This is a genomic window from Stenotrophomonas sp. Ker107b (assembly GCF_053847245.1).
This window is the reverse complement of record NZ_JBSPHX010000001.1, coordinates 973,500-1,000,337: the sequence shown is the minus strand read 5'-3', so window position 1 is coordinate 1,000,337 and position 26,838 is coordinate 973,500. Positions and strand designations below refer to the sequence as shown.

Sequence of the window (26,838 nt, the reverse complement as noted above, 5' to 3'; positions counted from 1 at the left end):
GATCAGGAAATATCGTCGGGGTTCAGCGCGATCCGGCACTGGTCCTGCAGTCCTTTCGCCAGCTGCACGCCGATGTCGTCAGGCAGCTCCGACTCGATGTCGAGCGTGGCGATGAAGCGGGTGTAGGCCGGGCTGCCCAGGAACGCAGCCACCTCGGCGCGCTCCTTTTCGCTCAGGTCCACGTTGGCCTTTTCGGCGATGGTCGATGGATTCGCACCGGCGAAGGCCGAGGACAGACCCTTGCCCGCCGGGGTGGCCAGGAAGCGGGACCACTCGGCCATCACCTGGTCGCCCTCATTGCCGAGACCGGCGATCACCGAACGGCGGAACTGCGCGTCGAGCAGCGTCTGGATCGGGGCATGCGCACACTGGCGATCGGCCTCGGGCAGCGCATTGAGCGCCGGCACGTTATCGACCATCAGTTTGGCCATATCCGTGCCCAGCGTGCCCAGGCTCAGCTTCTGTACGACCGCCTGCACCTGCGCATCGGTCGCCGGCGCGGCCTGGGCCACGCCGGCAAGGCACAACAGCGAGAGCAGCAGCGCGGGGCTGCGCATCACGCCTTGGCCTCGGCCATCAGGGTCACGAAACGGTCGAACAGCGGACCGACATCGTGCGGGCCCGGCGAGGCTTCCGGGTGACCCTGGAACGAGAACGCCGGCACGTCGGTGCGGGCGATGCCCTGGTTGGTGCCATCGAACAGCGAACGGTGGGTCACGCGCAGGTTGGCCGGCAGCGAGGCCTCATCGACCGCAAAACCATGGTTCTGCGAGGTGATCATCACGCGGCCACCGTCCAGGTCCTGGACCGGGTGGTTGGCGCCGTGGTGGCCATGGCCCATCTTGACCGTCTTCGCACCGGAGGCCAGCGCCAGCAGCTGGTGGCCCAGGCAGATGCCGAAGACCGGCACCTTCTTCTCAAGGAAGGTCTTGATCGCGGCGATGGCGTAGTCGCACGGTTCCGGATCGCCCGGGCCGTTGGACAGGAACACGCCATCCGGGTTCATCGCCAGCACTTCGGCGGCCGGGGTCTGCGCCGGTACCACGGTCAGCTCGCAGCCGCGCTCGGCCAGCATGCGCAGGATGTTCAGCTTCGCGCCGAAGTCATAGGCCACCACCTTGAAGCGCGGTGCGGCGTTGACGAAGGCGTTGCTGTCCAGATCCAGCTGGCCCTCGCTCCAGGTGTAACGCTTGTCGGTGCTGACCACCTTGGCCAGATCCATGCCCTTCAGGCCCGGGAATTTGCGCGCCGCCTCCAGCGCCGTCTCCACGTTCAGCCCTTCACCGGCCATCAGCGCACCGTTCTGGGCACCGCGCTCGCGCAGGATGCGGGTCAGCTTGCGGGTATCGATGCCGGAGATGGCCACCACCCCGCGCTGGATCAGCCAATCCTGCAGCGACACCTGGCTGCGCCAGTTGCTCGGGCGGCGCGGCACATCGCGCACGATCAGGCCGGCCGACCACACCTTGGCCGCTTCATCGTCCTGGTCGGTCATGCCGGTGTTGCCGATATGCGGGTAGGTCAGCGTGACCATCTGCCGGGCGTAGGAAGGATCGGTCAACACTTCCTGATAGCCGGTCATGGCGGTGTTGAACACCACCTCACCGACGGACAGGCCGGGCGCGCCTACGGATTCGCCCTCGAATACGGTGCCGTCTTCGAGGACGAGGATTGCGGCTTGGGTCACGGAAATCTCACTTTGGCTACCGAGGGGTCACCGAAGTCACGCCTGCGCTTCACGAAAAAGCGGCTGCAAAAAAGCGCGGACTGCGGTTCTGGACCGGTCCGGCTGTCGTGATTCGGCGAGCGGGAATTGTAAAGGGAAGCCGGGTGCGACGCCAGTATCCGCGTGCAATTGCCCTGTTCAGCCTGACAGAAGGCGCAGCGCCGGTTCAGGCGCGCGCCTTCCTGCCCATTCAGACGGCGGGCGGCGGCGTAGCCCCGTCCAGCAGATCACGGACCCGGTAGCTGCCCGGCGCGCGGCCCGGCAGCTGGCTGGCGGCGAACAGGGCGCCACGGGCGAAGATGTCGCGGTTGGTGGCCCGGTGGGTCAGCTCGATGCGCTCCCCCAGCCCGGTGAACTGGACCAGGTGCTCGCCGACGATATCTCCGGCACGAAGACTGGCGTACTGCGGCTGCGTGCCCCCCTTCTCCGCCGCCGCGCCCAGGGTCAGAGCCGTGCCAGAGGGCGCGTCCTTCTTCTGGGTGTGGTGGGATTCGACGATGTCGCAGTCCCAGCCGGCCAGCGCCGCTGCCGCCCGTTCGACCAGCTCATCCAGCACCGCCACGCCCAGGCTGAAGTTCGAGGCCCAGACCAATGGAATCCGGCCGGCCGCCTGGATCAGTGCCTGGCGCTGCGCCTCGCTGATGCCGGTGGTACCGGACACGAAGCCCGCGCCCCGCTCCACGCACAGCGCCAGCACCGGGTCAAAGCCCTCGGGCAGGCTGAAATCGATGGCGACATCGAACTGGGGGGCACCGGCCAGCTCGCTGCTGGCGAAATGCGGCACGCCCTCGACCACGCGCTGGGCCGGTGAGCGGCGGTTCACTGCGGCGACAACCTGCAGAGCGGGGTTGTCGGCAGCAAGGCGGAGCAGTGCCTGGCCCATGCGGCCGGAGGCACCGTGGATGAGCAAACGTAGGGGAGTGGTAGTCATGCCCGCAGGCTAGCGGGTGGCGGCGAGGATGTACAAGGGGTTTTTGGCGCGGCTCAGTGCTGCTTCGGCGGCGTCGGCCCGCAGCTGTCACAACCATCGCACGCGCCACCGCTACCGGTCGCCGGTGGCGCGATCTTACGGCCCAGCGCCTGCAGCCAGGCGGCGCGCTGCGGCTTGACCAGCCCAAGCGCGATCGCCCCGCGTGCCTTGCGCACGGTGCCCGGGAACTGCTTCTTCATCACCACCCACGCGCTGACCACCACGGCCAGCGCGATCACGACGTACTGCAGCAGCAGCCCGGCCTCCATCAACCGCCACCCAGTGCCACGGTCACCTGGTAGGTGATCAGCGAGGCGATGTAGGCGGCAGCGAACAGGTAGAACGTGGCAAAGCCCATCTGCCTCCACGAGTTGGTCTCACGCTTGATCGTGGCCAACGTGGAAATGCACATCGGGGCATAGATGTACCAGACCAGCAGCGACAGCGCGGTGGCCAGCGACCAGCCATCGCTGATCAGCGGGGTCAGCGCCTGGCTGGCAGCGTCATCATCGGCAGCCGACAGCGCGTACACCGTGGCCAGCGAGGCCACCGCCACTTCACGCGCGGCCAGGCCAGGGATCAGCGCGATGCAGATCTGCCAGTTGAAGCCCAGCGGCGCGAAGAACACCGCCATCGCATGGCCGATCTGCCCGGCGAAGCTGTAGTCGATCGCCGGCATGGTCGCGTTCTCCGGCGCGCCCGGGAACGACAGCAGTACCCACAGCAGGATGGTCAGCGCCAGGATGATGCCGCCCACGCGCTTGAGGAAGATCATGCCGCGCTCGTACAGACCGACCGCCAGATCACGCGGATGCGGAATGCGGTAGGACGGTAGTTCCAACATCAGCGGGTGCTCGCTCTTGTCGCGGCGCCACTTCTTCATGGTCCACGACATCAGCAGCGCGCTGAGGATGCCGGCGGCATACAGCCCGAACAACACCAGGCCCTGCTGGTTGAACACGCCCCAGATCTGCTTCTGCGGGATGAAGGCGCCGATCAGCAGCGCGTACACCGGCAGGCGCGCCGAACAGGTCATCAGTGGCGCGACCAGAATGGTGGCAAGCCGGTCGCGCGGATCCTGGATGCTGCGGGTGGACATGATGCCCGGCACCGCGCAGGCGAAGCTGGACAGCAACGGGATGAACGAACGCCCGGACAGACCGGCCGCGGCCATCATGCGGTCCAGCAGGAAGGCGGCACGCGGCAGGTAGCCGGATTCCTCCAGCGCCAGGATGAAGGCGAACAGGATCAGGATCTGCGGCAGGAAGATGATCACCCCGCCCACGCCGGCGATGATGCCGTCGGTCAGCAGGCTGTTGAGCGGACCTTCCGGCAACGCCCCACCCACCCAATCGCCGAGTGCACCGGTACCGGCCTCGATCAAATCCATCACCGGGGTCGCCCAGGCGTACACGGCCTGGAAGATCAGGAACATCACCACGGCCAGGGTCAGCAGCCCGAACACCGGGTGCAGCAGCCAGCGGTCCAGCGCGTCATCGATCTTGGCCGTGCGCGTGGGCATGCTCACCGCGCTGCCAAGAATGTCGCGCACCTGGGCGTGGTAGTCGGTCTCGGCGGCGGGCACGGCCACCGGGGCCTGCAGGTGCGGCACCATCGCATCCAGGCGCTCGACCAGCTTGGCCGCGCCGTTGCGGCGCACCGCCACGGTTTCCACCACGGGCACGCCCAGCGCCTGCTCCAGCGCGGGCACATCGATCTTGATGCCGCGGCGCTCGGCCGCATCCACCATGTTCAGCGCCACGATCATCGGCTTGCCCAGCTCGCGCAGTTCCAGCGCGAAGCGCAGGTGCAGGCGCAGGTTGGTCGCATCGATCACGCACAACAGCACGTCCGGCGCGGCCTCGCCCGGGTAGAAGCCCCGGCACAGGTCGCGGGTGATCGCCTCATCCAGGCTGGCCGGCTGCAGGCTGTAGGCGCCCGGCAGATCCAGCACGGCGAACTCGCGGCCCGACGGCGCACGCAGGCGACCCTCTTTACGCTCGACGGTCACGCCGGTGTAGTTGGCCACCTTCTGGCGGCTGCCGGTGAGCTGGTTGAACAGCGCGGTCTTGCCGCTGTTGGGATTGCCCACCAGGGCGATGCGCAGCGCGTTGGTCACAGCGCTCATGCGCGGGCCTCCTGGGCCTTCAGCGCGGTCACCACGATGCGGGCCGCCTCACTGCGGCGCAGCGCGAAGCGCGTGAACCCGACCTGCACCAGCAGCGGCTCGGCGCCCACTGGACCACGGGCTACCAGACGCACCTCTTCCCCTTTGACGAAGCCAAGCTCCTTCAGTCGGCGGGCGATCGCATCGTTTGCGTGTAGTTCCTGTACGGACTCCACCAGGGCGGAGTCATACAGCGCCAGATCGGACAACGTCACGGAGCGCCTTCTCGATGATAGGAATGGTTATCAATTCTACCATCGCCGCGTCGCGTCATTGCCCGTGACCGATGGCCCGCTATGATCTGTACATGTTATGGAGCAAGCCGACCCATGAGTGATGCACTACGGATTGAACGCAGCGCCTCGGTGCTGACCCTGTGGTTGAACCGCCCCGCCCTGCACAACGCGTTCGACGCCTCGTTGATCGCCCAGTTGACGGCCGCCCTGGAGGCCGCCGGCCGCGACGACCACGTCCGGGCGGTGGTGCTGGCCGGCGAAGGTGCCTCGTTCTCGGCGGGCGCGGACATGCAGTGGATGCGCGGCATGGCGGCCGCCAGCGAGGAGGACAACCGCCAGGACTCGCTCGCCCTGGCCCGCCTGATGCGGACCCTGGACGAGCTCCCCAAGCCGACCATCGCCCGCGTGCAGGGCGCCGCCTTCGGTGGCGGGGTCGGCCTGGTGGCGTGCTGCGATATCGCCATCGCCAGCACCAGCGCCCGCTTCGGCCTGACCGAAAGCCGTCTGGGCCTGCTGCCGGCGGTGATCTCGCCTTATGTCATTGACGCGATCGGCCCGCGCCAGGCCCGCCGCTGGTTTGCCACCGGCGAGCATTTCGACGCCGAGACCGCGCTGCGCATCGGCCTGGTCCACCAGCTGATCGAGCCCGAGCGCATCGACGAGGCCGTGCAGCGCCAGCTGGGCCTGCTCGACAAGGCCGGCCCGGTGGCCTCGTCCTCGGCCAAGGATCTGGTCCGGCGCGTGGCGCTGGGTCGCGACCGCGACGCCACCGACCGTGACAATGCCGCCCTGATCGCCCGCCTGCGGGTCTCGGCCGAAGGCCAGGAGGGCCTCGGCGCCTTCCTGGACAAGCGTTCCCCCCATTGGGTCACCCAAGACTGAGGAGAGACAGGTCATGCTCGACCATGTGGGCATCCGCTGCGCCGATTTTCCGCGCAGCCTGGCGTTCTTCCAGAAGGCCCTGGGCCCGCTGGGCATCTCGGTGGTGATGCAGGTATCGGCCGCCCAGACCGGCGACCATGACCATGCCGGCTTCGGCCGCACCGGCAAGCCGGACTTCTGGATCGGCAACGCCCCGGGCGCCCATGGCGGGGTGCACATCGCGTTCAGCGCCGCCAGCCGGGCCGACGTGGATGCCTTCCACCGCGCCGCACTGGCAGCCGGGGGCACGGACAACGGTGCCCCGGGCATCCGCGAGCATTACCACCCCGACTATTACGGGGCGTTCGTGCTCGACCCGGATGGCAACAACATCGAGGCGGTCTGCCACCACCCGGGCTGACCGCCCACCGCCGCAGGGATGGCCGCTTTGCCGCCCATCCCGCGTATCCCCTTTTCGTGGCCCGCCGGGGACCGTGGGCCGCCTTTCGTCTGTCAGGAACCTCCGTGATCTCTACCCCACCCCGCTCCCTGCTGGCCGTCCGTCACTCCGTTCGCGGAGGGCTGGCGCATGGATGATTTCGTCCGCATCGTCGAGGTCGGCCCGCGCGATGGGCTGCAGAACGAAGCACGCCCGGTCGACACCGCCGACAAGATCGAGCTGATCCGCCAGCTTTCGCTGACCGGCCTGCGCACCATCGAAGCGACCAGCTTCGTCAGCCCGCGCTGGGTGCCGCAGCTGGCCGACGCCGCCGAGGTCTATACCGGCATCACCCGTGTCGCGGGCATCGCCTACCCGGTACTGGTCCCCAACGAACAGGGCTACGACCGCGCCCTCGCCGTCGGGGTGCAGGAAGTGGCGGTGTTCACCGCTGCCTCGGAGACCTTCAACCGCACCAACACCAACGCCGGCATCGATGAGTCGCTGGCGCGCTTCGCGCCCATCCTGGAACGTGCCAAGGCCGATGGGGTCAAGGTGCGTGGCTATGTGTCCACCGTGCTCGGCTGCCCCTACCAGGGCGAGGTCGCGGTGAGCGAGGTGGTCCGCGTCGCCCGCGCGCTGCATGAGATGGGCTGTTACGAAATCTCGCTCGGCGACACCATCGGCGTCGGCACGCCGCGCAAGGCGCGCGCGATGCTCAAGGCCGTCGCCAGCGAACTGCCGATGGCCGCGCTGGCCGTGCACTTCCACGACACCTATGGCCAGGCCCTGGCCAACATCGATGCCTGCCTGGAAGAAGGCGTGCGGGTGGTCGATTCGGCCGTCTCCGGCGCGGGCGGTTGCCCGTATGCCAAGGGTGCCAGCGGCAACGTGGCCAGCGAGGACGTGGTCTACATGCTGCACGGCATCGGCATGCGCACCGGCATCGATCTGCCAGCGCTGGCCACCACCGGGCGCTGGCTGGCCGCACGCCTGGGCCGCGAGACCGGCAGCAAAACCGGCAAGGCCCTGGCAGCGACATGAAACAGAGCGGCCCGCGCAAGGACGCTGCGGTCGGTGATCACCTCACCGCCCACGTCCACGCGCTGGCCGCCCTGGATCGCGCACTGGCACAGTCACCCGGCGAACTGCATGGGCTGCTCGAAGCGGCCCAGCAGGCCCTGCAGGAAGCCATGGACGAACGTCAGCTGGCCCTGCGTCGCTACACCGCGCTGTTCGATGCGGTTCCCGATCCGGTCAGCATCCTCAGCGAGGACGGCGTGGTACTGGATCTCAACAAGGCGGGGGTGCGCGCGTATGGCCGCCCGCGCGAAGAGATCATCGGCCAACCGATCGAGCTGTTGAACCCGGACCTGCCCAGCGATCATCTGGATCCGGTCTGGGAGGCGTTGCGCCAGGGCGAAACCTACGTCATCGAAGTCACCAACATGCGCGGCGACGGCAGCCGCTTTCCGGTGGAGGTGCATTCGGCCGGGTTCGAGCATCAGGGCGACCACTGCATCGTGGCCGTGGCGCGCGACCTGAGCAGCCGCTGGCAGGCCGAGTCGCGCTATCGACTGCTGATGGAGTCCATCGACAAGGGCGTGATCCTGTTCGACCGCCAGCTGCGGGTGGTTTCCGCCAACCCGGCCGCCCACCGCATCCTCGGTATCGCCGGCAACGGCGGCAGCCTGCAGGCGATGCTGGCGCCGGAAGACTGGATCAGCGTGGACGAGCACGGCCACCCGCTCACCCGCGAGCAATGGCCGGCCAGCGTCTCGCTGCAGACCGGGCGCATCGTGCGCAGCACCATCGTCGGCCTGTACCACCGCCCGCGCGGCCGGATGATCTGGATCTCCACCACCAACGTGCCGGTGTACGGCAATGGGCGCGATGCGCCGGACCACGTGTTCGGCCTGTTCAGCGACATCACCGAACTCAAGCGCAACAACACGCTGTTCGACCGCGCGCAGTCGCTGGCGCACATCGGTGGCTGGGAATGGGACCGGGGCCTGCAGCGCCTGTACCTGACCGACGAGGCGACCCGCATCCTGGGCCAGGCGTTGCCGATGCGCGACATGGCCGAGCTGCTGGAATGCCTGCGCGTGGATGACCGCGCGCAGCTGCAGCAGGCACTGCTGGATGTGATCGACAAGCAGGTCTCCTTCGAGCTGGAGCTGCAGGGCCAGCGCAGCGACGGCCACTCGTTCTGGGTGCGGATGATCGGCGAGGCCGAGGCCGGCGATGTCGATGCCGCGCGCATCGCCGGCACCGTGCAGGACATCACCGCGCGCAAACAGGCCGAAGAGACGCTGCGGATCCAGGCGCGCACCGATCCGCTCACCGGGATCATGAACCGCGACGCGGTACTCAACGATCTGGCCACGCGCATGGCCAACCCGACGCACTGCCGGGTTGCGGTGCTGTACATCGATCTGGACCGGTTCAAGATCGTCAACGACCTGCTCGGCCACAATGCCGGCGACGAACTGCTGATCGATGCCACCCGCCGCATCGCCACCGCGATCGGCACCGAAGGATTGCTGGCCCGGTTCGGCGGTGACGAGTTCCTGGTGGTCTGCGATACCCGCGACCAGGCCGACCAGCCCGAACGGCTCGCCGAAGCGATCACCCGTGCGTTCAGCACCCCGTTCCGCTTCGGCGCCGACGAGTTCCCGGTGACCACCAGCATCGGCATCGCGCGGGCGCCCCAGGACGGGTTGCGCCCGCAGCAGCTGATCCAGAACGCCGACATCGCCATGTACGACTGCAAGCGACGCACCCGCAACGGCTGGCAGGTGTTCTCGCCCGAACTGGCCCAGCGCCAGCATGACCGCCTGCAGATCGAAAGCCGCCTGCACCGCGCCCTGGACGATGACGAGTTCCATCTGGTCTACCAGCCGCAGGTCAACCTGCACAGCGGCCAGCTGGTGGCGGCCGAGGCCCTGATCCGCTGGCGCAACACCCAGCTCGGCGAGCTGCGCCCGGATATCTTCATCGCCCATGCCGAAAGCACGGGCGACATCGTCCGGATCGGCCTGTGGGTCCTGCGCGAAGCCTGCCGGCAGGTACGCCAATGGCAGGACGACGGGCTGGGTATCGTGCGGGTGGCGGTCAATGTGTCTTACCGGCAATTCGTCGGCGAAGACCTGGCCCGGCATGTGCGCGCCGTGCTGGATGAATTCCACCTGCCCGGCAGCGCACTGGAACTGGAGTTCACCGAGCGGGTGTTGATCGAGGATGCCCCGGACACCCTGCAGACCTTCGCCCGCCTGCGCGAGATGGGCGTACTGCTCACCATAGACGACTTCGGCGAAGGCTACAGCGCCCTGAACTACCTGCGTCGGCTGCCGATCCATGGGCTCAAACTGAGCCAGCTGTTCGTGGAGGGGGTACCGGGCAACCGCTCGGACGTGGCGGTCTGCGAGGCCGTCTGCGGGATCGCCCGCAGCCTCGGGCTGGGGCTGGTCGCCGAGGGCGTGGAATCGGAAGCGCAGCGCCAGTTCCTGCAGACGTTGGGGGTCTCGGTCGGCCAGGGCTTTCTGTTCGCGCCGGGGCTGGCACCGGATGAGTTCGCCCGCCGCCTGGCCCTGCGCGCAAAGGTCGCGGTGGGCAGTGCACAACGGTGATCGCGGCCGCTTCCGTTAGAATCGGCGGTTCTTGAACCAGCAGGATCGTGCAATGCAGCTGTCTTCTGTCCGCGCCGTCATCACCGGCGGTGTCTCCGGCCTCGGCCTGTCCGTGGCCCAGCACCTGGTCGCCAACGGCGCCAAGGTGGCCCTGTTCGATCTCAATGACGACAAGGGCGCGGCCGCCGTGGCCGAGCTTGGGGAGGCCAACGCGCGCTACTACAGCACCAACGTCAGCGACGAAGCCGCCGTCGCCGCGCAGATCGATGCCGCCTGCGACTTCCTCGGCGGGCTGAACACCGCGATCAACTGCGCCGGCATTCTGGGTGCCGGCCGCGTGCTCGGCAAAGAAGCGCCGATGCCGCTGGCCAACTTCCAGGGCACGGTGATGGTCAACCTGGTCGGCAGCTTCAACGTCGCCAAGGCCGCCGCCAACCGCATGCAGCACAACACCCCGGGCGAGGACGGCGAGCGCGGCGTGATCATCAACACCGCCAGCGTGGCGGCCTACGAAGGCCAGATCGGCCAGGCTGCCTATGCCGCCTCCAAGGGCGGCGTGGTCAGCATGACCCTGCCGATGGCCCGCGAACTGTCGCGCTTCGGCATCCGCGTGATGACCATCGCCCCGGGCATCTTCTGGACCCCGATGGTCGATGGCATGCCGCCGGCCGTGCAGGAATCGCTGGCCGCCTCGATCCCGTTCCCGCCCCGCCTGGGCAAGCCGGAGGATTTCGCCGGCCTGGTCGCCTATATCCTGGGCAACACCTATCTCAACGGCGAGACCATCCGCCTTGACGGCGCCGTGCGTCTGGCGCCGAAGTAAGCGAGCACGCAACCCGCTGGGTGCCCGGTTCCGGCACCCGCCACCTCCACGAACCGACCTTCATTCCCATGAAAGCCAGCGACATCAAGAAAGGCAACGTCGTCGAATTCAACAACGGCGTCTACCAGATCCGCGACATCGAACGCAGCTCCCCGCAGGGCCGCGGCGGCAATGTCCGCTTCCGTTTCATCATGTACAGCGTGCCCGGCGGCAACAAGCTCGATTCCAGCTTCGATGCCGACGACAACCTGCCCGAAGTCGAGCTGCTGCGCCGTCAGGCCACTTACTCGTACATGGATGGCGACGCCTTCGTCTTCCTCGATGACGAGGACTACACCCCGTACATGGTCGATGCGGACGTGCTCGGCGATGACGCCGGCTACATCACCGACGGCCTGACCGGCATCTATGTGCAGGTGATCGACGAGACCCCGGTGGGCGTGCAGCTGCCGACCAGCGTGGTGCTGGAAGTGGTCGAAACCCCGCCGGAACTCAAGGGCGGCACCGCCACCAAGCGCCCGAAGCCGGCCAAGCTCAGCACCGGCATCGAGATCATGGTGCCGGAGTACATCGCCAACGGCGAACGCGTGCTGGTCAACACCACCACCGGTGAATTCGCCGGCCGTGCCGACTAAGCGGTCCGTACTGATCGTCCTGCTCCTGCTGCTCGCGGCGTGCTCGCCGCGGGCAGTGGAGAGTGAGACGCTGGATGCGCCGGCTCCGGACGCGATCTCCGACAGCAGCAACGGCAATGCCCGCTGCGAAGTGCCAGCGCAGGTGTTCGTGGCCGAGGACATCCGCATGTACTGCGCGATGCCCGGCGACGTGCGGGCCTTTTTGACGCGCGAAAGCGCCTGCCAGCACTTCGCTGGCGAAGAAGCGTACGACGAGGACCGCGCCCGCGAATTGGCCTACGCGATCCACGAGAGCTGCGACGACCGTGCCCGGCGCTTCAATCAACTCCTGCAGCGCCATACCGACAACTGCCTGGTGCACACTGAGCTGATGCTGCTGGGCACCCGCAATGAACTCGTGCTTGATGTCGACAGCCGGGCGCTGCCCAACCCCTGCCCGCGCGGCATGTAACGGTTCACCGGACGCGCACGCGCGCATCCGGTGTCTTCAACTGGATCAGGGCTTGGCGGCCAACGATGGCGCGCCGGCGAAATCACCACAGCCGTGGTACTGGCGCGCGCCGACCGTGAGCATGGCCGTGGCACCGAAGGCCTGCCCACTCATCTCGTCCTGGCACACCGTGCGCTGGAAGGTCAGTTTGACCGGCGTGCCGTCGGCAGCCGTACCGGACCAGCCGTCACGGCCCTGCGTGGGGCTGGCAATCTCGAGCTTGCGCTCGCCGTAGTCCATCTCGATGTGCAGCGCCGGCGTAGCGCCCGCCGCCACCTGGGCCAGCCAGCCCGGCTCATTGCCGGTCGCGCGGAACCCGCCCGCCGCATCGGCATCCGCTGCGTCAGCCGTGGCGTTGGCCGGCGGTGCTTGGCCGCCCTGCTCGCCGGTGCCGGTGCAGGTACGGTCCGGCTCGCCACTGAGGATCAGGCTGCCTTCGGTGGTGCCCTTGGTCCAGAATTCGTTGCCCTGCCCATCGCCATACTTGGCGCCGGACGCGGCAGGCTGCGAGGACATCGGGAAGGTGCGGTCACCCACCACCACCGTTGCCGAATCCTGACCACGATAGGTGGCATGCACTTCCAGCTCGCCACAGCGGAACGCATACGCGCGCTCTTCAGCAGTGGAAGCATTGATCGGCGGGGGGGCTTCACTGCCATCGGCGGCGGGGCTGCTCTGACTGGCCGGCTGGCAGGCGGCGAGTGCGCCGGTAATGGCCAGGCTCAACAACCAGGGAGATGCGCGCATGAGGGACTCCTTGCGATAACGTCAACAACACTTGATCGTACCTGCCGCGCCGTGAGAGCAGGTGAAGCAACGCTGACCTTCCGGGCATCGCTGAACACGCGGTTCAGTGCGGTGCGACCCGTCCTTCGTCCTCTCGCGCCAGCGCACGCATGCGCGCGCCCAGCCGTGCCAGGTTGCTGTCGATCAGGGCCAGTTCGCGTTGCTGTGCCTGTGGCAGGCGGTGTTTGAGCTGCTGCTGCAGCGCCTTCCAGGCCGGTACGCCCTGGGCACTGAGCCGCGCCGCCGCCGCGCGGGCCTGCACCCGCTCGTCCGCCGAAGGCAGCCCGTAGCCGTCCCCCTGCACAAGCGCGGCCGGACTGATCAGCTGGCCGGTGTCTTCCAGCAATGCGCGCAGCGCGTCGCGCGCCGTGCCATCGGCGTTGCCCGGATCGCCCAGCAGCCGTTTCAGCACGTCGCGCGCGCGCAGTTCCTCGCGACGCAGGGCAGCCTGTTCCAGCAACAGCAGGGCGGCCGTGGCGCGCAGATCCCCCTGCTCTACCCAGCGTGCACGCTCGCTGGCCGGCTGCCGCAACCAGTGGCCGACGTCTGCCGTGCCCAGCGGCAGCTGCTGGCGCGCCGCATCGAACAACTGCTGGTAGTGATCTTCGGCAGAGGCAAAGTAATAGCCCTGTCGCGTCGCCTGCCCGCGATCGGCCAGCACACTGGCATCCGCCACGCCCAGGCGCTCCAGGCGGGCCAGCAGCCCGCGCGGCGTGATCCGGTTCAACCCGGGCGATGCCAGACGTGGCACGCCTTCCTGCAGCAGCTTGCCGGTCTCTACCGCGCAGTTGTTGCTGACGAACAGATAGCGGCCGTCATAGCTCCAGTGCACCTGCGCGACACGCTCCAGCAGGCTGGCGATGTCCGGCGCATCCAACGCCAGCGGGACCGACGAGAGCCCCCGCAGTTCCACCTGGGTGTATTCGTTGATGACCTGGTTGAGCGGCAGCACGAACAGGCGCGCAGGATAGGCGCCGGTCAGCCCGCGCCAGCTGGAGATCTGTACATCGCCGACGAAGGCGCGGTAGGACAGCACGCGGTGATGGGAAAGATCCATCCGGCACGCCGGCCCACGCGGCCGGCGCGGCGCGCAGATCACCAGCCGCAGCATGCTGTGGCCCCAGCGGCTCATCAGCTGGTCATTGCCTTCGGCGAGCAGGTAGTCCACCGCGTAGATCCGGGCCGGATCCAGTTCGAGCAGGGTCGCGGCGCCCGCGTCTTCTTCGGCCTGCATCAACGGCAGACGGCTGTCGCATCTCACGGCCTGGTCGTTCGGCCCGAGGTGCGCGGCAAACCACGCGGCGACGGCCGGACGGCGGCAGGCGTAATCCGGATCGAGCAGCAGGTGCTCGGCGTTGACGGCCAGGAACTCGGCCGGACGCGTGCGTTCGTAATCGTCCGGACTGCGCCCGCTGAAGGCGTTCGCCGTGCGGCCGAGCTTCCACGGGCGTCGCTGCCAGCCGGCCAGATCGCGCAGACGCGCATCGCGCGACCAGCCACCCTGCGGCGAACGGTCCAGCACATGGGTCAGCTCATGGATCAGCGCGGCTTCGAGCGGGCGCGGCAGCGGCTCATCATCCTGCACGGTGTCCAGCAACGCGCGCTGCAGGGTGATCGTGCCGTTGCGGGCCCGGCCATGCACGTGCGCGGGCAACGTGTCCGACCAGCGCACCTGCACCGGCTGCTGGAAGCGTGCCTGCCACGTCGGCGGCAGGCGCGAACGGACCTGCTGAAGCGCACGCTCGGCGGCCACGATCTGCGTGGCGCTCAATCCCTGCGGCTGCAACTCCAGCTGCAGCTCCGCCTGTGCCAACGGCGCGGCGAGCCACGCGATCAGGACCGCCCAACGCCAGCGGCGGACCTGACCACGCGTTCGCATCAGCGGGCCAGCAGGGTCCTGGCCAGCACCATGTCGCTGGCCTGCTGCTGCGCAACGCTCTGCTCGCGCAGGTGCAGCAGCGCTGCCTCCAGGCGTGCACCGCGGATCGCACCGTCGCTGGCCACGAAGGCCGCGGCATCATCGCGCGCATCGAGCACGATCTTGTCATCGCCCGAGCTGGACGAACCGGCCGAGGACGCGCCGGACGCGGAGCCGGCAGAGCTGCCGGCGAAACTGGAGGCCATCGCCGACAACGGCAGGGCGAGCACGGCAAGAAGCAGGATCGGACGCATCATCGGGGTGTCGTTCGCGGTGGAAAGCACAGAGCGTATAGGCTGCGTGAAATCCTGTCTTGCCTCAGACGTCAAAGACCTTGCCGGGATTCAGCAGCGCTTGGGGATCAAACGCACGTTTGACCGCTTTCATCAGCGCGATTTCCGGGGCGCTGCGCGTGCTGTCCAGGTAGCCCTTTTTGACCAGGCCGATCCCGTGTTCGGCCGAGATGCTGCCGTCAAAGCGCGCCAGCACACCAGCGAGCAGCTTGGTGACATGCTCGCATTGGGTCAGGAACTCCGCATCGGCGGTCTCGTCCGGCTTGAGCACATTGATGTGCAGGTTGCCGTCGCCGATGTGCCCGAACCAGACCACATCGAACTGCGGGTACGCCTGCCCGATCAGCGTCTGGGTTTCGGCGAGGAAGGCCGGCATCGCCGAGATCCGCACCGAGACATCGTTCTTGTAGGGTTTGTAGCGCGCCACCGCTTCGGTGATGCCCTCGCGCAGGCGCCACAGCTGCGCGGCCTGCGCATCGCTCTGGCTGACCACGCCATCGCTGACCCAGCCGTGCTCCATGCAGTCTTCAAACGCGGCCATCGCGGCGGCTTCCTGCACCTCGTCGCCGGCCGCGAATTCGGTGACCACGTAATACGGATGGACCTCGTCGAACGGTGCCTGCGCGCCATGCGCCAGGACGTGCTCGAGCGCGCGGTCGGTGAAGAATTCGAAGGCCTGCAGTTGCAACCGCTCGCGGAACGCGGCGAACACCTGCATCAGCACCTCGAACGAGGGCAGCGCCAGCAGCATCACATTGCTGGCCGGCGGCGGATCGGTGAGCTTCAAGGTGGCTTCGACGATCACGCCGAGCGTGCCTTCCGAGCCGATCAGCAGCTGGCGGAAGTCATAGCCGCTGGAATTCTTGATCAGGCCCTTGTTGAGCTCGACCAGCTCACCGGCCATGGTCACCACCTTCAGGCCGGCGATCCACTCGCGGGTGTTGCCGTATCGGATCACGCGGATGCCACCGGCATTGGTGGCGATGTTGCCGCCGATCGAGCACGAACCGCGCGCGGCGAAATCCACCGGATAGATCAGGCCGTGTTCGAGTGCAGTGTTGTGCACCGCTTCCAGCGCCATACCGGCCTGTACGGTCAGCGTGCGGTCGACCGCATCGAAGGCCAGCGGCCTGTTCATCCGCTCCAGGCTGAGCACCAGCTCGCCGTGGGCTGCCACCGCGCCACCAGAGAGGCCGGTGCGGCCACCGGAGGGCACCACGGCCACGCCCTGGGCGGTCGCCCAGCGCAGGATCGCCTGCACCTCCTCCACCGTGCTCGGCAGGGCGATCGCCAGCGGCGCCGGGGTCCAGCGCCGGGTCCAGTCGCGGCCGTAATGCTCCAGATCGGCTGGATCGGTCTTCAGGCGCAGCCCGGGGCAAGCGAGCAACAGCGAATCGAGGCGCGGATCGGTCATGGGGCGTCTGGCGGTGCCGGGGGAGCCCGCAAGCCTGCCAGCCGCTACCGGCCGCGTCCAGTAGCAGGCGCGCCTGTGACGGCCACACGCACTCACGAAAATAGGTGCATCTGAAACCGTTCGGACGTTGATTGGCGCACCGCACCATCGCCGCCCGCTTCTGGCATAGTTGGGGGCTCAACCGCCATACGTCGCACGCCGCCCATGTCGCCGAAAAAGACCTCGTTCCCGAAGCAGGATATCCGCGTACTGTTGCTCGAGGGGGTCAGCCAGACCGCGATCGACGTGTTCACGGCAGCCGGCTATTCGCAGATCGAACTGCACAGCAAGGCGCTGCCGGAAGACGAGCTGAAAGCCCGCATCGCCGAGGCCCACATCGTCGGCATCCGCTCGCGCACGCAGCTCAGCGCGGACGTGCTGGCCAACGCCAAGCGCCTGATGGCGGTCGGCTGCTTCTGCATCGGCACCAACCAGGTCGACCTGGAGGCAGCAGAACTGGCCGGCATCCCGGTGTTCAACGCGCCCTACTCCAACACCCGCAGCGTGGCCGAGCTGGTGATCGCCGAAGCGATCATGCTGACCCGCGGCATCCCGCAGAAGAACGCCGAGTGCCATCGCGGCGGCTGGTCCAAGTCGGCCGCCGGCAGCCATGAGGTGCGCGGCAAGACGCTGGGCATCATCGGTTATGGCCACATCGGCACCCAGGTCGGCGTGATGGCCGAAGCGATGGGCATGCAGGTGATCTTCCACGACGTGGAAACCAAGCTGTCGCTGGGCAATGCCCGCGCGGCGATCAGCCTGGATGACCTGCTGTCGCGCGCCGACATCGTGACCGTGCATGTGCCGGAAACCCCTGCCACGCAGTGGATGATCGGTGCCGACGAACTGGCGCGGATGCGTCCCGGGGCCCACCTGATCAACGCTGCACGCGGCACCGTGGTCGACATCGACGCCCTGGATGCGGCGCTGCGCTCAGGCCACCTCGGTGGTGCGGCGCTGGATGTGTTCCCGGTCGAGCCCAAGGGCAACGGCGATGCGTTCGTGTCACCGCTGACCGCGCACGACAACGTGATCCTGACCCCGCACGTGGGCGGCAGCACACTGGAAGCACAGGACAACATCGGTGTGGAAGTGGCGGCCAAACTGGTGCGCTACAGCGACAACGGCAGCACCCTGTCGGCGGTCAACTTCCCGGAAGTGACGTTGCCCGAGCACGCCGAGAGCCTGCGCCTGCTGCACATCCACCAGAACGTGCCGGGCGTACTGTCCAAGGTCAACGAGATCTTCTCGCGCCACAACGTCAACATCGACGGCCAGTTCCTGCGTACCGACGCCAAGGTCGGCTACGTGGTGATCGACATCACCGCCAGCGAAGCCCAGGCCGGCGCCGTGCGCGACGAACTGGCCGCCATCCCGGGCACGCTGCGCACCCGCGTTCTTTATTAACGGGGACGGGGGTAATTAATAATCACCCCCGTCCCTGTTAAATCACCGTGCCAGCCAGCGTTTGGCCATGCGCGGCAGCGAATCATCCCCATCCGGGGTCTCGATCGCCGCGTTGGCCACGTCACGGATCTCGCGCCACGCCAGCGCCAGTGACTCTTCACTGATCGCGAACTGCTCGCTGCCCAGCGCCCGCACCACGTAGCGGGCGTCGTAGTGCCAATGCCCCGGGACGTCCGTGCGTTCGGGGATCCAGTGCTTGTCGATGTCGAACAACTCGCCATCCTCCAGCACCAGCGCGGTCAGCCCGGATTCCTCCTCGGCTTCCTTCAGCGCCACCTGGGCCAGATCGCGCTCGCCATCAGCGTGCCCGCCCAGCTGCAGCCAGCGGTCCAGCTTGCGGTGGTGGGTCAGCAGCACGCGCTGCCCATCGGCACTGACCAGCCACGCGCTGCCGGTGAAGTGCCCGGCCAGGCGCTCGCGCAGGAACGGGTTCTCGGGATCGTCCAGCACTGTGCTGAATTCGTCAGCCAATGCCGCGTGCTCCGGATGTCGGCGGGCGTAATTGTCAAGCTGACTGCGCAGGGCGGCGTCAGGAATGGCAACGGATTCGGGGTTCAGCGACATGGCAGGTGCAGGCATCGTGCGGATTTGGCCGATTATCGCTCGGCCATGCTGCATTTGTGCTTGTACAGCGGCTTCAGCTTTGGCTAAGGTACAGCGGGCCCCGCACCGCTGGGGCGCCCAGTCGCCATCAGGGCGTGCGGCAATGTACCGCGCGCCTCACCTTTGTTCATTTTAGGGAAGCACTGCATGCTGAAGTCTCTGTTGAGGGTCAAGCCGGTCGAACCGGCCGGCCACGTCGATGCCGGCGAACCCATCGAAGGCAGCCTGGACGGCGAAGTCACGCTGAAACGGACCCTCACCGCCAAACATCTCATCCTGCTCGGCATTGGTGCGGTGATTGGTGCAGGCATCTTCGTGCTGACCGGCCAGGCTGCGGCCAACCATGCCGGTCCGGCCGTCATGCTCTCGTTCGTGTTCGCCGGCTTCGCCTGCGCACTGGCGGGCCTGTGCTACGCAGAATTCGCGGCGATGATGCCGGTCTCCGGCAGCGCCTACTCCTACTCCTACGCCACCCTCGGCGAAGGCATGGCCTGGTTCATCGGCTGGTGCCTGGTGCTGGAGTACCTGTTCGCCTCGGCCTCGGTCGCGGTCGGTTGGTCGGCGTACCTGATCAGCTTCATCACCACGACGCTGAACATGCCGTTCCCAGATGCGCTCAGCGCGGCGCCCATCGCCTGGACCGGCCATGAGTTCATCTCCTCCGGCAAGCTGTTCAATCTGCCGGCGGTACTGATCGTGGCGGCCGTCTCCGGCCTGCTGTACGTCGGCGTGACCCAGTCGGCCTTCGTCAACGCGATCATCGTCGCGATCAAGGTCACCGTGATCTGCCTGTTCATCGGTTTCGGCGCGGCGCACCTGGATACGGCCAACTGGACCCCCTTCATTCCGGAGAACACCGGCGTGCCGGGTGAGTTCGGCTGGAGCGGCGTGTTCCGTGCGGCAACCATCGTGTTCTTCGCCTACATCGGCTTCGATGCGGTCTCCACCGCCGCCGGCGAAACCAAGGACCCGCAGCGCAACATGCCGATCGGCCTGCTCGGCTCGCTGGCCGTGTGCACCATCGTCTACATCATCGTCTGCGCCGTGCTGACCGGCATGATGCCGTATCACCTGCTGGGCACGGACAAGCCCGTCGCGACCGCGCTGGAGCCCTACCCGACCCTGTCCTGGCTGAAGACCGCCGTGGAAATCGGTGCGATCGCCGGCCTCTCCTCGGTGGTCCTGGTGATGATGATGGGCCAGACCCGCATCGCCTACACGATCTCCCGTGACGGCCTGCTGCCGAAGATCTTCGGCAAGGTGCACAAGCGCTTCCGTACCCCGTACTGGAGCACCATCGTTGTCGGCGCCATTGCCGCCACCCTGGCCGGTACCGTGCCGCTGAACGTGCTCGGCGAGCTGGTCTCGATGGGCACCCTGCTGGCCTTCGCCACCGTCTGCATCGGCGTGCTGATCCTGCGCTACACACGGCCGGAGCTGGAACGCCCGTTCCGCGTACCGATGGTATGGGTCATCTGCCCGCTGGGCGCCCTGGCCTGCCTGTTCCTGTTCTACCAGGCGTTCGTGGTGCATTGGCACCTGTTCGTGGCCTGGACCCTGCTGGGCCTGTGCATCTACTTCGGCTACGGCATCCGCCACAGCAAGCTGAACAAGAAGAACGCCTGAGTGCTGCCGGGCCGGCCCAGTGCCGGCCCGGTCGTTTGATACGTCGCGCCTGAGAAGACATCCAAACCATGTTCAAGCAACTGTGGGCCACCAAGCATCCGCACGCCGCCCATGAAGACGCCAACGGCCTGAGCCTGCGCCGCACCCTCGGCCCGTGGGGACTGACCGCACTGGGCATCGGCGCGGTGATCGGCGGCGGCATCTTCGTGATCACCGGCCAGGCCGCGGCCAACCACGCCGGCCCGGCGATCATGCTGTCGTTCGTGCTGGCCGCGATCTGCTGCGCGTTCTGCGCGATGGCCTACGCCGAATTCGCGGCGATGGTGCCGGTCTCCGGCAGCGCCTACACCTATACCTATGCCACCTTCGGCGAGCTCTCGGCCTGGTTCATCGGCTGGATGCTGGTGCTGGAATACGGCGTCTCCGCCTCGGCCGTGGCGGTCAGCTGGACCGGCTATTTCCTGAGCCTGCTCAGTCATTTCGACATCCATCTCCCGGCCGCGCTGGTCAGTGCGCCACTGGATGGCCAGCTGCGCCCGACCGGCGCCATCGCCAACATCCCGGCCGCGGTGCTGGTGCTGCTGCTGACCTGGCTGTGCTACGTGGGCATCAGCAAATCCTCGGCCATGAACATGGCGATGGTGGTGCTCAAGACCGCGTTGATCGTGCTGGTGATCGTGGTGGGCTGGAAGTACGTGGATCCGGCCAACTGGACCCCGTTCATTCCGGAGAACGAAGGCCCGGGCAAGTACGGCTTCGATGGCGTGCTGCGCGGTGCGGCGATGGTGTTCTTCGCCTACATCGGTTTCGAAGCGGTGTCGGTGGCCGCACAGGAATCGCACAAACCGCAGCGCGACATGCCCATCGGCATGCTGCTCTCGCTGGTGATCTGCACCGTGCTGTACATCGCCATGGCGGCGGTGATGACCGGGCTGGTGCCGTACCAGCTGCTGGGCACGGATGAGCCGGTGGTGACCGCCGTGGCGGCGCATCCGCAGCTGGGCTGGTTGCGCGTGGTCGTGGAGATCGGCGCGCTGATCGGGCTGTCCTCGGTGGTGCTGGTGATGGTGATCGCGCAGCCGCGCATCTTCATGATCATGGGCCGCGACGGGCTGCTGCCGCCGCTGTTCACCAAGATCCATCCCAAGTACCGCACCCCGCACATCAACACCGTGATCACCGGCATCGGCATCGCGATGCTGGCGGCGGTGTTCCCGCTGGACGTGCTCGGTGAGCTGACCTCGATGGGGACGCTGATCGCGTTCGCGGCAGTCTGCGCGGGCGTGCTGATACTGCGCCGTACCCAGCCGGACCTGCCGCGTCCGTTCCGGATGCCGATGGCGTGGCTGATCTGCAGCCTGGGTGTGCTCAGCTGCATCGCGCTGCTGACGGCGATGACGGCCCACAACTGGATGCTGATGGGCTTCTGGACGCTGGGCGGTTTCGCGATCTACTTCTGTTATGGGTATCGCCATAGCCGCTTGCGCGGGAAGTAAGGTCTGCGCCCCAGATCAAGAGCAGAGGCCTCGGCTGTGCTGTTGCGGTCGGTTTGGCGGGGCGGTGAGGGTTCGCGGGGGACGCCGTGAATCCATCCCTGGAGGCTTATGTCGCCGCATCCCTGCGGCTCATACCCCCGCCAACCCACACCACGCCGCCTCTGACAGCGTGCGGGTGACGGTGCCCACGTCAAATGCAACGCCGAATACTCGGCCTTCGACTTCCGGTTCGGCTCCGGCTCCGGCTTCGTGCCAGCGGGCTGCTCACTGTGTGGAAGGACGGACGGGGTGGGGTTTGACGTACTTGCGGCGTCCCCCGCAAACCCCAGCCCGTCCGGCCCAGTCGACAAACCTGCTTTTAGCGTTTGACCTAGCTAAAATGACCGGCATGAACACCCCCACCTTCCCGTACGACACCGCGCGCCTGAGCGAACTGGCCCAGCTGCTGATCGACAACGTCCGTGAGCTGGCCCACGCCGGCTGGACCCCGGCCACCAGCAGCAACTTCTCACATCGCCTGGATGACCGCCACGCGGCGATCACCGTGTCCGGCAAGGACAAGGGCCGGCTGGTGGAGGACGACATCATGGTGGTGGATTTCGACGGCCAGGCCGTCGGCCGCCCGCTGCGCCCGTCCGCCGAGACGCTGCTGCACACCCAGCTGTACCGCCGGTTCCCGGAGATCGGCTGCGTGCTGCACACCCATTCACCGGTGCAGACCATCGCCTCGCGCCTGTATGCGCCGCAGGGCCATATCCGCCTGGAGGGTTACGAGCTGCTGAAGGCCTTCCACGGCAACAGCACGCACGAAATGGCGGTCGACGTGCCGGTGTTCGCCAATACCCAGGACATGGACGTGCTCTCGGCACAGGTCGATGCCCTGCTCGACACCCAGCCGCTGTGGGGCTATCTGATCGACGGCCACGGCCTGTACGCCTGGGGCCGCACCATGGCCGAGGCGCGCCGCCACATGGAAGCCTTCGAGTTCCTGCTCCACTGTGAGCTGGAACTGCGCAAGCTGCGCGGCTGATCGCGCTCAGATTCCTGAAGAGAATCTGTATTTCGCGCATCGGCATCAGTGCGTCGCCCCCACCCCGGCGCCGCACTGGTACCCTTTCCTTCCCCTCTTCGCCTCGATGCCGCCGCCATGAGCCGACTCCGTATCTTTGATGACACCGCCCCGGATGTCCCGCTGTTCGACAGCCGGGATGGCGAGGCAATCGCCGCCGAGCTGAAGCCGATCGGCGTCACGTTCGAGCGCTGGCAGGCGGCCCACGAGGTCGCGCCGGGCGCCAGCCAGGACGAGGTCTTCGCCGCCTACAAGGTCGATATCGACCGTCTGGTCGCCACGCACGGCTTCAAAAGCGTGGACGTCGCCTCGATCGCGCCGGACAACCCGAACCGCGCCGAGCTGCGCAGGAAGTTCCTGGACGAGCACTTCCACAAGGAAGACGAGGTCCGCTTCTTCGTCGCCGGGTCGGGCCTGTTCACCCTGCACGTGGACGGCAAGGTCTACGAGATCGAGTGCGTCAAGAACGACCTGATCGCCGTGCCCGATGGCATCACCCATTGGTTCGACATGGGCGAGGAACCGAGTTTCGTGGCGATCCGCTTCTTCACCGAGCCGGACGGCTGGGTCGGCCATTTCACCGGCAGCGACATCGCCCAGACCTTCCCGCGTTACCACCCCGCACAGCACCAGGCCGACTGATCCATGCCGCAACCGACCGTCATCCTCACCGATATCGAGGGCACCACCAGCAGCATTTCGTTCGTCAAGAACGTGCTGTTCCCGTATGCGCGCAAGGCGCTGCCGGCGTTCGTCGCCGCGCATGGCCAGGAGCCGCAGGTGCGCCGCTGGCTGGACGCGGTGGCGGTGGAGATCGGTGGCGCCTGCCAGGACAGCCTGATCGTGGAGACGCTGCAGGGCTGGATCGACCAGGACCGCAAGCACACCGCGCTCAAGGCGCTGCAGGGCATGATCTGGGAAGCCGGCTACCGCAACGGCGATTACAAGGCGCACTTCTATCCGGAAGTGGCCGCCGTACTGAAGGGCTGGCATGCCGAGGGCAAGCCGCTGTACGTGTATTCCTCCGGCTCGGTGCCGTCGCAGAAGCTGTTCTTCGGCTTCAGCGAAGCCGGTGACCTGACCGGGCTGATCTCGGGCTGGTTCGACACCGAAGTCGGCGGCAAGCGTGAGGCGGACAGCTACCGCCATATCGTCGAGGCGATCGATGTGCCGGCCGCGCAGATTCTGTTCCTGTCCGATGTGGTCGAAGAGCTGGACGCGGCCCGCGAGGCCGGCCTGCAGACCCGTCTGCTGGATCGTCTTGAAGATTACCCGCTGCCGCGCAGCGGTGAGGCCACCCATGGCCACGACCGCGTCGAGAACTTCCAGCAGATCACGCTGTAACCGGTGGATCCACGCCACGCGTGGATCCTTTGCGCTCGTGATTCAAGGTGGATCCACGCCATGCGTGGATGCCTTTCGCGCGATTCGGGTGCCACGCCAGCCACGCAGGGCGTGGCCCTACCTCCGGATATCTGCCAAGGAGTGCAGGCGCAACGCGCTGCGCAGTGTCGCCAGATCCGCGGCCGACGTTAGCCGGATCGTCACCGTTTCACCCGGCACCAGGTCCAGCGCATTGTCTTCCAACGCGGCGTCCAGCCCATCGAAGTCGATCCACAGCGCCCGCACCAAAGTGGGCGAGCGCAGCGTCAGCAGATAGCCGTCGCCATCGGTGCGCAGCGCACTGTCGATCTTCGCCGGTGACAGCGCCAACGCTTTGGCCGGTACGAAGTACACCACCTGCTGCGACAACAGCGTCGCACCATCGAACAACTCCACCACCGCCACGGTCCGCGCAGGATCAGCGCCTTTCAACAGGTCGGCATCGGCGAACTGCCCTACCTCCAACGCTGACAGCGGTGGCACTGCCACGGTGTGCCGTTGCTCGCTGCGCTGGGTGCCATCGAGGTCGATCACCCGCAGCCGCCACGTGGCCTGCAGGCCCTGCTGACGATCATTGAGCAGGCTCACCCGGGTCACCCCTTCATCGCGCAGTGCCGCCACCGCGTGGTCGGCGAAGAAGCGCTTGGCGTGGAAATGCAGCGCTTTCCAGCGCCCGGCGTAATCAATGCTCGACCACGACGCCCCCGGCCACACATCGTTGAGCTGCCAGTACAACGAGCCCATCGTGTACGGCCGCGAGGCCCGGTGATGGAGCGCGGCAAGCTGGATGCCATCGGCCTGCATCACCTGGCTCAGGTAAACGAACGTGGGGAAGTCACGCGGCGTACCGTACTCCTCTTCGATGTACTTGAGCAGGCGCTGGTTGCCCTCGCCGGCCATGAACTTCTGGTGCGCGCGCACCGTCGGGCTGTCCATGTGCTGCTCGGCGACGGGAATGATGCCGTCCAGCGTGCGCAGCACCGGCCAGGCCTGCAGCCCGTATTCGGACATGAAGCGCGGCGTCTCGCGCAGGTAGGCGGTCACCGGCAGCGCCGGATTACCCCACACCTGCCAGTAGTGCTTGTCGCCGCGGGTGGAATCGTTGGCCTTCTCATCCAGGTCGTTGCTCGGCGAACTCGACCAGTACGGCACGCCCAGCCCTTCCTCGGCCACCACCTGGCGCAGATCGTTGCCGAACAGGTCCACATAGCCCTGCCAGACCTTGGCAGCGAAGGCAGGATCGGCAGCGGTCAGGTCACGGCCATGGCCCCAGTCCTTCCATGCGGTCTCTTCTTCGTTGTTGCCACACCACAGCACCACGCTGGGGTGATGGCGCAGACGGCGCACATTGTCGCGCGCCTCATGCACGACGTTCGCGCGGAACGCGGGATCGTAGCCGGGCTGCATGCCGCCACCGAACATGAAGTCCTGCCAGACCAGCAGCCCCAGCTCGTCGGCGATATCGAAGAACACATCGTCTTCGTAATAGCCACCGCCCCAGTTGCGCAGCATGTTCATGTTGGCATCGCGCGCTGCGGTCAGCTCGCGCCGGATCCGCGCCGCGTCCACACGCGCCGGGAACATGTCGAACGGAATCACATTGGCACCCTTGGCGAAGATCGGCACGCCGTTGATCACGAACGCGAAGCCCTGCCCGCCGTTGCGGTCCGCTTCGCGGCGCAGCTCGACGGTGCGCAGGCCGGTGCGTTGCTCGATGTGGGTTGCGGCAACCGTGCCGGGGGCCAAGGTGGCACGCACGGTATAGCGCGCCTGCTCGCCCTGCCCGGCCGGCCACCAACGCCGCGGCTGGTGCAGCACCACCGGCACCGCGATGCGGTTGTCACCGGCCTGGAGCATCGCCTTGCGGTCGATGCGCGCCACGCGCCTGCCGTCCGGGTCCAGCACCTCGATCCGCACCGTAGCGCTGCCGACCGCCGCACTCTCGATCTCAACGGCAATCTCCAGATCCGCCCGGGTCGCATCCAGCGCACGGGTCTGCACCGCCATCGCGGTCAAGCGCTGCGCGTCCCAGCTCTCGAGCTTCACCGGCCGCCAGATGCCGGCCGTCACGTACCGCGGGCCCCAATCCCAGCCGAAGTGATAGCCCGGCTTGCGCACGAAATTGCCGACCATCGCGTCGTTGGGCTCATCGCCATAGGGCGAGGGGTAGTTGCCGGCGATCTTGTGCGGCATCGCCTGCACGTCCGGCAGCAGGGTGCGGATCGGCGAACGCAGCACGATCCGGAGTTCATTGCCGCGGGGCCGCAACCGGCCATCCACCCGCGCACGCCAGGTGCGGTGACTGTTGTTGGCCTGCAGGAGGGGCTGGCCGTTGAGCGTGACGGTGGCGAACGTGTCCAGCCCTTCGAAGGCCAGCTCGGCATGCGCGCGCGCCAGCGTGGCCGCGTCCACATCGAACCGTGCGCGATATTCCCAGTCGGCCAGACCGATCCACTGCAGGCCCGCTTCCGGCGCGCCCACATACGGATCGGCAATCAGCCCCTGCGCCAGCAGATCGGTATGCACCGCGCCGGGCACCTGCGCGGCACGCCACTGCGCCAGCTGCGGGTGGGCACGAAGCTGGGCATCGCCGGGCAACAGGCGCAATGACCACTCGGCCGCCAGCGGGGCGGCTGCCACGGGCAGTGCCCATGCTGCCAGCAGGACCAGCAACAGCCAGCAGGCCGGTGCAACGACATGGAGACGGCTGTGCGCGCGCATGGGGACCTGCCTGGCTGTGGGAGCAGCCGACCAACGGTCGGCTCTAC

25 protein-coding genes are annotated in these 26,838 nt (G+C 67.3%); 13 read left to right on the top strand and 12 right to left on the bottom strand.

The annotated features are described in order from the left end of the window. Positions 1-2: 2 nt before the first annotated feature. From ACWV8V_RS04735 to ACWV8V_RS04710, 6 genes are all read right to left on the bottom strand, one after another. Positions 3-560 carry a hypothetical protein gene (locus ACWV8V_RS04735; RefSeq protein ID WP_429000546.1) on the bottom strand — a complete coding sequence of 186 codons (558 nt, stop codon included), beginning with the start codon at positions 558-560 and terminating at the stop codon, positions 3-5. Continuing rightward, positions 557-1,687 carry a glutamine-hydrolyzing carbamoyl-phosphate synthase small subunit gene (gene carA, locus ACWV8V_RS04730; protein ID WP_123729149.1) on the bottom strand — a complete coding sequence of 377 codons (1,131 nt, stop codon included), beginning with the start codon at positions 1,685-1,687 and terminating at the stop codon, positions 557-559. The genes ACWV8V_RS04735 and carA overlap by 4 nt, the downstream gene beginning before the upstream one ends. 229 nt (positions 1,688-1,916) lie before the next feature. Continuing rightward, complete coding sequence (gene dapB / locus ACWV8V_RS04725; RefSeq protein ID WP_455899068.1) at positions 1,917-2,657, bottom strand: 4-hydroxy-tetrahydrodipicolinate reductase; 741 nt, start codon at positions 2,655-2,657, stop codon at positions 1,917-1,919. Between the two features lie 53 nt (positions 2,658-2,710). Then, positions 2,711-2,965 carry a DUF6587 family protein gene (locus tag ACWV8V_RS04720; RefSeq protein ID WP_455899067.1) on the bottom strand — a complete coding sequence of 85 codons (255 nt, stop codon included), beginning with the start codon at positions 2,963-2,965 and terminating at the stop codon, positions 2,711-2,713. After that, positions 2,965-4,824 (bottom strand): ferrous iron transporter B, encoded by a 1,860-nt coding sequence (gene feoB, locus ACWV8V_RS04715; RefSeq protein WP_455899066.1) that lies wholly within the window; start codon positions 4,822-4,824, stop codon positions 2,965-2,967. The genes ACWV8V_RS04720 and feoB overlap by 1 nt, the downstream gene beginning before the upstream one ends. Beyond that, positions 4,821-5,078 (bottom strand): FeoA family protein, encoded by a 258-nt coding sequence (locus ACWV8V_RS04710; protein ID WP_259260978.1) that lies wholly within the window; start codon positions 5,076-5,078, stop codon positions 4,821-4,823. Before ACWV8V_RS04710 ends, feoB begins: the two co-directional genes overlap by 4 nt. A 114-nt stretch (positions 5,079-5,192) precedes the next feature. Here ACWV8V_RS04710 and ACWV8V_RS04705 point away from each other — a divergent pair, with 114 nt between their 5' ends. The 7 genes from ACWV8V_RS04705 (at position 5,193) to ACWV8V_RS04675 (ending at position 11,937) form a co-directional block, all read left to right on the top strand. After that, on the top strand, positions 5,193-5,981 hold the full coding sequence (locus ACWV8V_RS04705; RefSeq protein ID WP_259260981.1) for an enoyl-CoA hydratase-related protein: 789 nt from the start codon (positions 5,193-5,195) through the stop codon (positions 5,979-5,981). A gap of 13 nt (positions 5,982-5,994) precedes the next feature. Beyond that, complete coding sequence (locus ACWV8V_RS04700; protein ID WP_259260982.1) at positions 5,995-6,381, top strand: VOC family protein; 387 nt, start codon at positions 5,995-5,997, stop codon at positions 6,379-6,381. 168 nt (positions 6,382-6,549) lie between these two features. Next, the gene (locus ACWV8V_RS04695) at positions 6,550-7,443 is read left to right on the top strand and encodes a hydroxymethylglutaryl-CoA lyase (protein WP_455899065.1); all 894 of its coding nucleotides are present in this window, start codon (positions 6,550-6,552) and stop codon (positions 7,441-7,443) included. Next, positions 7,440-10,028, top strand: coding sequence for a sensor domain-containing protein (locus ACWV8V_RS04690; RefSeq protein WP_455899064.1), 2,589 nt, complete (start codon positions 7,440-7,442; stop codon positions 10,026-10,028). The genes ACWV8V_RS04695 and ACWV8V_RS04690 overlap by 4 nt, the downstream gene beginning before the upstream one ends. Before the next feature lie 52 nt (positions 10,029-10,080). Then, complete coding sequence (locus tag ACWV8V_RS04685; protein WP_259260985.1) at positions 10,081-10,851, top strand: SDR family NAD(P)-dependent oxidoreductase; 771 nt, start codon at positions 10,081-10,083, stop codon at positions 10,849-10,851. 68 nt (positions 10,852-10,919) lie between these two features. Beyond that, a complete protein-coding gene (gene yeiP / locus ACWV8V_RS04680; protein ID WP_121036675.1) occupies positions 10,920-11,486 on the top strand; it encodes an elongation factor P-like protein YeiP in 567 nt (188 codons plus the stop codon). Continuing rightward, entirely contained in the window at positions 11,461-11,937 is a 477-nt protein-coding gene (locus ACWV8V_RS04675) for a hypothetical protein (protein WP_455899063.1), read from the top strand. Before yeiP ends, ACWV8V_RS04675 begins: the two co-directional genes overlap by 26 nt. 45 nt (positions 11,938-11,982) lie before the next feature. Here ACWV8V_RS04675 and ACWV8V_RS04670 read toward each other — a convergent pair whose 3' ends face one another. The 4 genes from ACWV8V_RS04670 to ACWV8V_RS04655 all read right to left on the bottom strand — a co-directional run bounded on the left by ACWV8V_RS04670 (position 11,983) and on the right by ACWV8V_RS04655 (position 16,387). Beyond that, positions 11,983-12,723: an MliC family protein gene (locus ACWV8V_RS04670; protein WP_455899062.1), complete on the bottom strand. Its 741-nt coding sequence runs from the start codon at positions 12,721-12,723 to the stop codon at positions 11,983-11,985. A 103-nt stretch (positions 12,724-12,826) separates the two neighbouring features. Further along, positions 12,827-14,641 carry a DUF7844 domain-containing protein gene (locus ACWV8V_RS04665; RefSeq protein ID WP_455899061.1) on the bottom strand — a complete coding sequence of 605 codons (1,815 nt, stop codon included), beginning with the start codon at positions 14,639-14,641 and terminating at the stop codon, positions 12,827-12,829. Then, entirely contained in the window at positions 14,641-14,937 is a 297-nt protein-coding gene (locus tag ACWV8V_RS04660; protein ID WP_123729721.1) for a DUF2388 domain-containing protein, read from the bottom strand. The genes ACWV8V_RS04665 and ACWV8V_RS04660 overlap by 1 nt, the downstream gene beginning before the upstream one ends. A 61-nt stretch (positions 14,938-14,998) precedes the next feature. After that, complete coding sequence (locus ACWV8V_RS04655) at positions 14,999-16,387, bottom strand: FAD-binding oxidoreductase (protein WP_455899060.1); 1,389 nt, start codon at positions 16,385-16,387, stop codon at positions 14,999-15,001. A 204-nt stretch (positions 16,388-16,591) separates the two neighbouring features. Here ACWV8V_RS04655 and serA point away from each other — a divergent pair, with 204 nt between their 5' ends. Next, positions 16,592-17,833, top strand: a complete 1,242-nt coding sequence (serA, locus tag ACWV8V_RS04650; protein WP_455899059.1) for a phosphoglycerate dehydrogenase — start codon at positions 16,592-16,594, stop codon at positions 17,831-17,833. Positions 17,834-17,875: 42 nt separating this feature from the next. Here the strand turns inward: serA and ACWV8V_RS04645 are convergent, their stop codons facing one another. Beyond that, complete coding sequence (locus tag ACWV8V_RS04645) at positions 17,876-18,481, bottom strand: NUDIX hydrolase (protein WP_455899604.1); 606 nt, start codon at positions 18,479-18,481, stop codon at positions 17,876-17,878. A 162-nt stretch (positions 18,482-18,643) separates the two neighbouring features. On the opposite strand from ACWV8V_RS04645, the gene ACWV8V_RS04640 reads away from it, so the two are divergent. From ACWV8V_RS04640 to mtnC, 5 genes are all read left to right on the top strand, one after another. Continuing rightward, on the top strand, positions 18,644-20,122 hold the full coding sequence (locus ACWV8V_RS04640) for an amino acid permease (RefSeq protein ID WP_123729134.1): 1,479 nt from the start codon (positions 18,644-18,646) through the stop codon (positions 20,120-20,122). A 68-nt stretch (positions 20,123-20,190) separates the two neighbouring features. Beyond that, positions 20,191-21,618 (top strand): amino acid permease, encoded by a 1,428-nt coding sequence (locus ACWV8V_RS04635; RefSeq protein WP_455899058.1) that lies wholly within the window; start codon positions 20,191-20,193, stop codon positions 21,616-21,618. Between the two features lie 388 nt (positions 21,619-22,006). Then, entirely contained in the window at positions 22,007-22,648 is a 642-nt protein-coding gene (locus tag ACWV8V_RS04630) for a methylthioribulose 1-phosphate dehydratase (protein WP_123729133.1), read from the top strand. Positions 22,649-22,765: 117 nt separating this feature from the next. Further along, positions 22,766-23,329, top strand: a complete 564-nt coding sequence (locus ACWV8V_RS04625) for a 1,2-dihydroxy-3-keto-5-methylthiopentene dioxygenase (RefSeq protein WP_259260997.1) — start codon at positions 22,766-22,768, stop codon at positions 23,327-23,329. A 3-nt stretch (positions 23,330-23,332) separates the two neighbouring features. Beyond that, positions 23,333-24,031, top strand: coding sequence for an acireductone synthase (gene mtnC, locus ACWV8V_RS04620; protein ID WP_455899057.1), 699 nt, complete (start codon positions 23,333-23,335; stop codon positions 24,029-24,031). Between the two features lie 117 nt (positions 24,032-24,148). Here the strand turns inward: mtnC and ACWV8V_RS04615 are convergent, their stop codons facing one another. Continuing rightward, the gene (locus ACWV8V_RS04615) at positions 24,149-26,791 is read right to left on the bottom strand and encodes a beta-mannosidase (RefSeq protein ID WP_455899056.1); all 2,643 of its coding nucleotides are present in this window, start codon (positions 26,789-26,791) and stop codon (positions 24,149-24,151) included. Positions 26,792-26,838: the final 47 nt, after the last annotated feature.

Coding starts and splice junctions, on each gene's coding strand:
- ACWV8V_RS04635 (WP_455899058.1), top strand. CDS start 20,191: ATGTTCAAGCAACTGTGGGCCACCAAGCATCCGCACGCCGCCCATGAA.
- ACWV8V_RS04640 (WP_123729134.1), top strand. CDS start 18,644: ATGCTGAAGTCTCTGTTGAGGGTCAAGCCGGTCGAACCGGCCGGCCAC.
- yeiP (WP_121036675.1), top strand. CDS start 10,920: ATGAAAGCCAGCGACATCAAGAAAGGCAACGTCGTCGAATTCAACAAC.
- ACWV8V_RS04685 (WP_259260985.1), top strand. CDS start 10,081: ATGCAGCTGTCTTCTGTCCGCGCCGTCATCACCGGCGGTGTCTCCGGC.
- feoB (WP_455899066.1), bottom strand. CDS start 4,824: ATGAGCGCTGTGACCAACGCGCTGCGCATCGCCCTGGTGGGCAATCCC.
- mtnC (WP_455899057.1), top strand. CDS start 23,333: ATGCCGCAACCGACCGTCATCCTCACCGATATCGAGGGCACCACCAGC.
- ACWV8V_RS04660 (WP_123729721.1), bottom strand. CDS start 14,937: ATGATGCGTCCGATCCTGCTTCTTGCCGTGCTCGCCCTGCCGTTGTCG.
- serA (WP_455899059.1), top strand. CDS start 16,592: ATGTCGCCGAAAAAGACCTCGTTCCCGAAGCAGGATATCCGCGTACTG.
- ACWV8V_RS04705 (WP_259260981.1), top strand. CDS start 5,193: ATGAGTGATGCACTACGGATTGAACGCAGCGCCTCGGTGCTGACCCTG.
- ACWV8V_RS04655 (WP_455899060.1), bottom strand. CDS start 16,387: ATGACCGATCCGCGCCTCGATTCGCTGTTGCTCGCTTGCCCCGGGCTG.
- ACWV8V_RS04700 (WP_259260982.1), top strand. CDS start 5,995: ATGCTCGACCATGTGGGCATCCGCTGCGCCGATTTTCCGCGCAGCCTG.
- ACWV8V_RS04615 (WP_455899056.1), bottom strand. CDS start 26,791: ATGCGCGCGCACAGCCGTCTCCATGTCGTTGCACCGGCCTGCTGGCTG.
- ACWV8V_RS04630 (WP_123729133.1), top strand. CDS start 22,007: ATGAACACCCCCACCTTCCCGTACGACACCGCGCGCCTGAGCGAACTG.
- ACWV8V_RS04665 (WP_455899061.1), bottom strand. CDS start 14,641: ATGCGAACGCGTGGTCAGGTCCGCCGCTGGCGTTGGGCGGTCCTGATC.
- ACWV8V_RS04690 (WP_455899064.1), top strand. CDS start 7,440: ATGAAACAGAGCGGCCCGCGCAAGGACGCTGCGGTCGGTGATCACCTC.
- ACWV8V_RS04625 (WP_259260997.1), top strand. CDS start 22,766: ATGAGCCGACTCCGTATCTTTGATGACACCGCCCCGGATGTCCCGCTG.
- ACWV8V_RS04720 (WP_455899067.1), bottom strand. CDS start 2,965: ATGGAGGCCGGGCTGCTGCTGCAGTACGTCGTGATCGCGCTGGCCGTG.
- dapB (WP_455899068.1), bottom strand. CDS start 2,657: ATGACTACCACTCCCCTACGTTTGCTCATCCACGGTGCCTCCGGCCGC.
- ACWV8V_RS04695 (WP_455899065.1), top strand. CDS start 6,550: ATGGATGATTTCGTCCGCATCGTCGAGGTCGGCCCGCGCGATGGGCTG.
- ACWV8V_RS04670 (WP_455899062.1), bottom strand. CDS start 12,723: ATGCGCGCATCTCCCTGGTTGTTGAGCCTGGCCATTACCGGCGCACTC.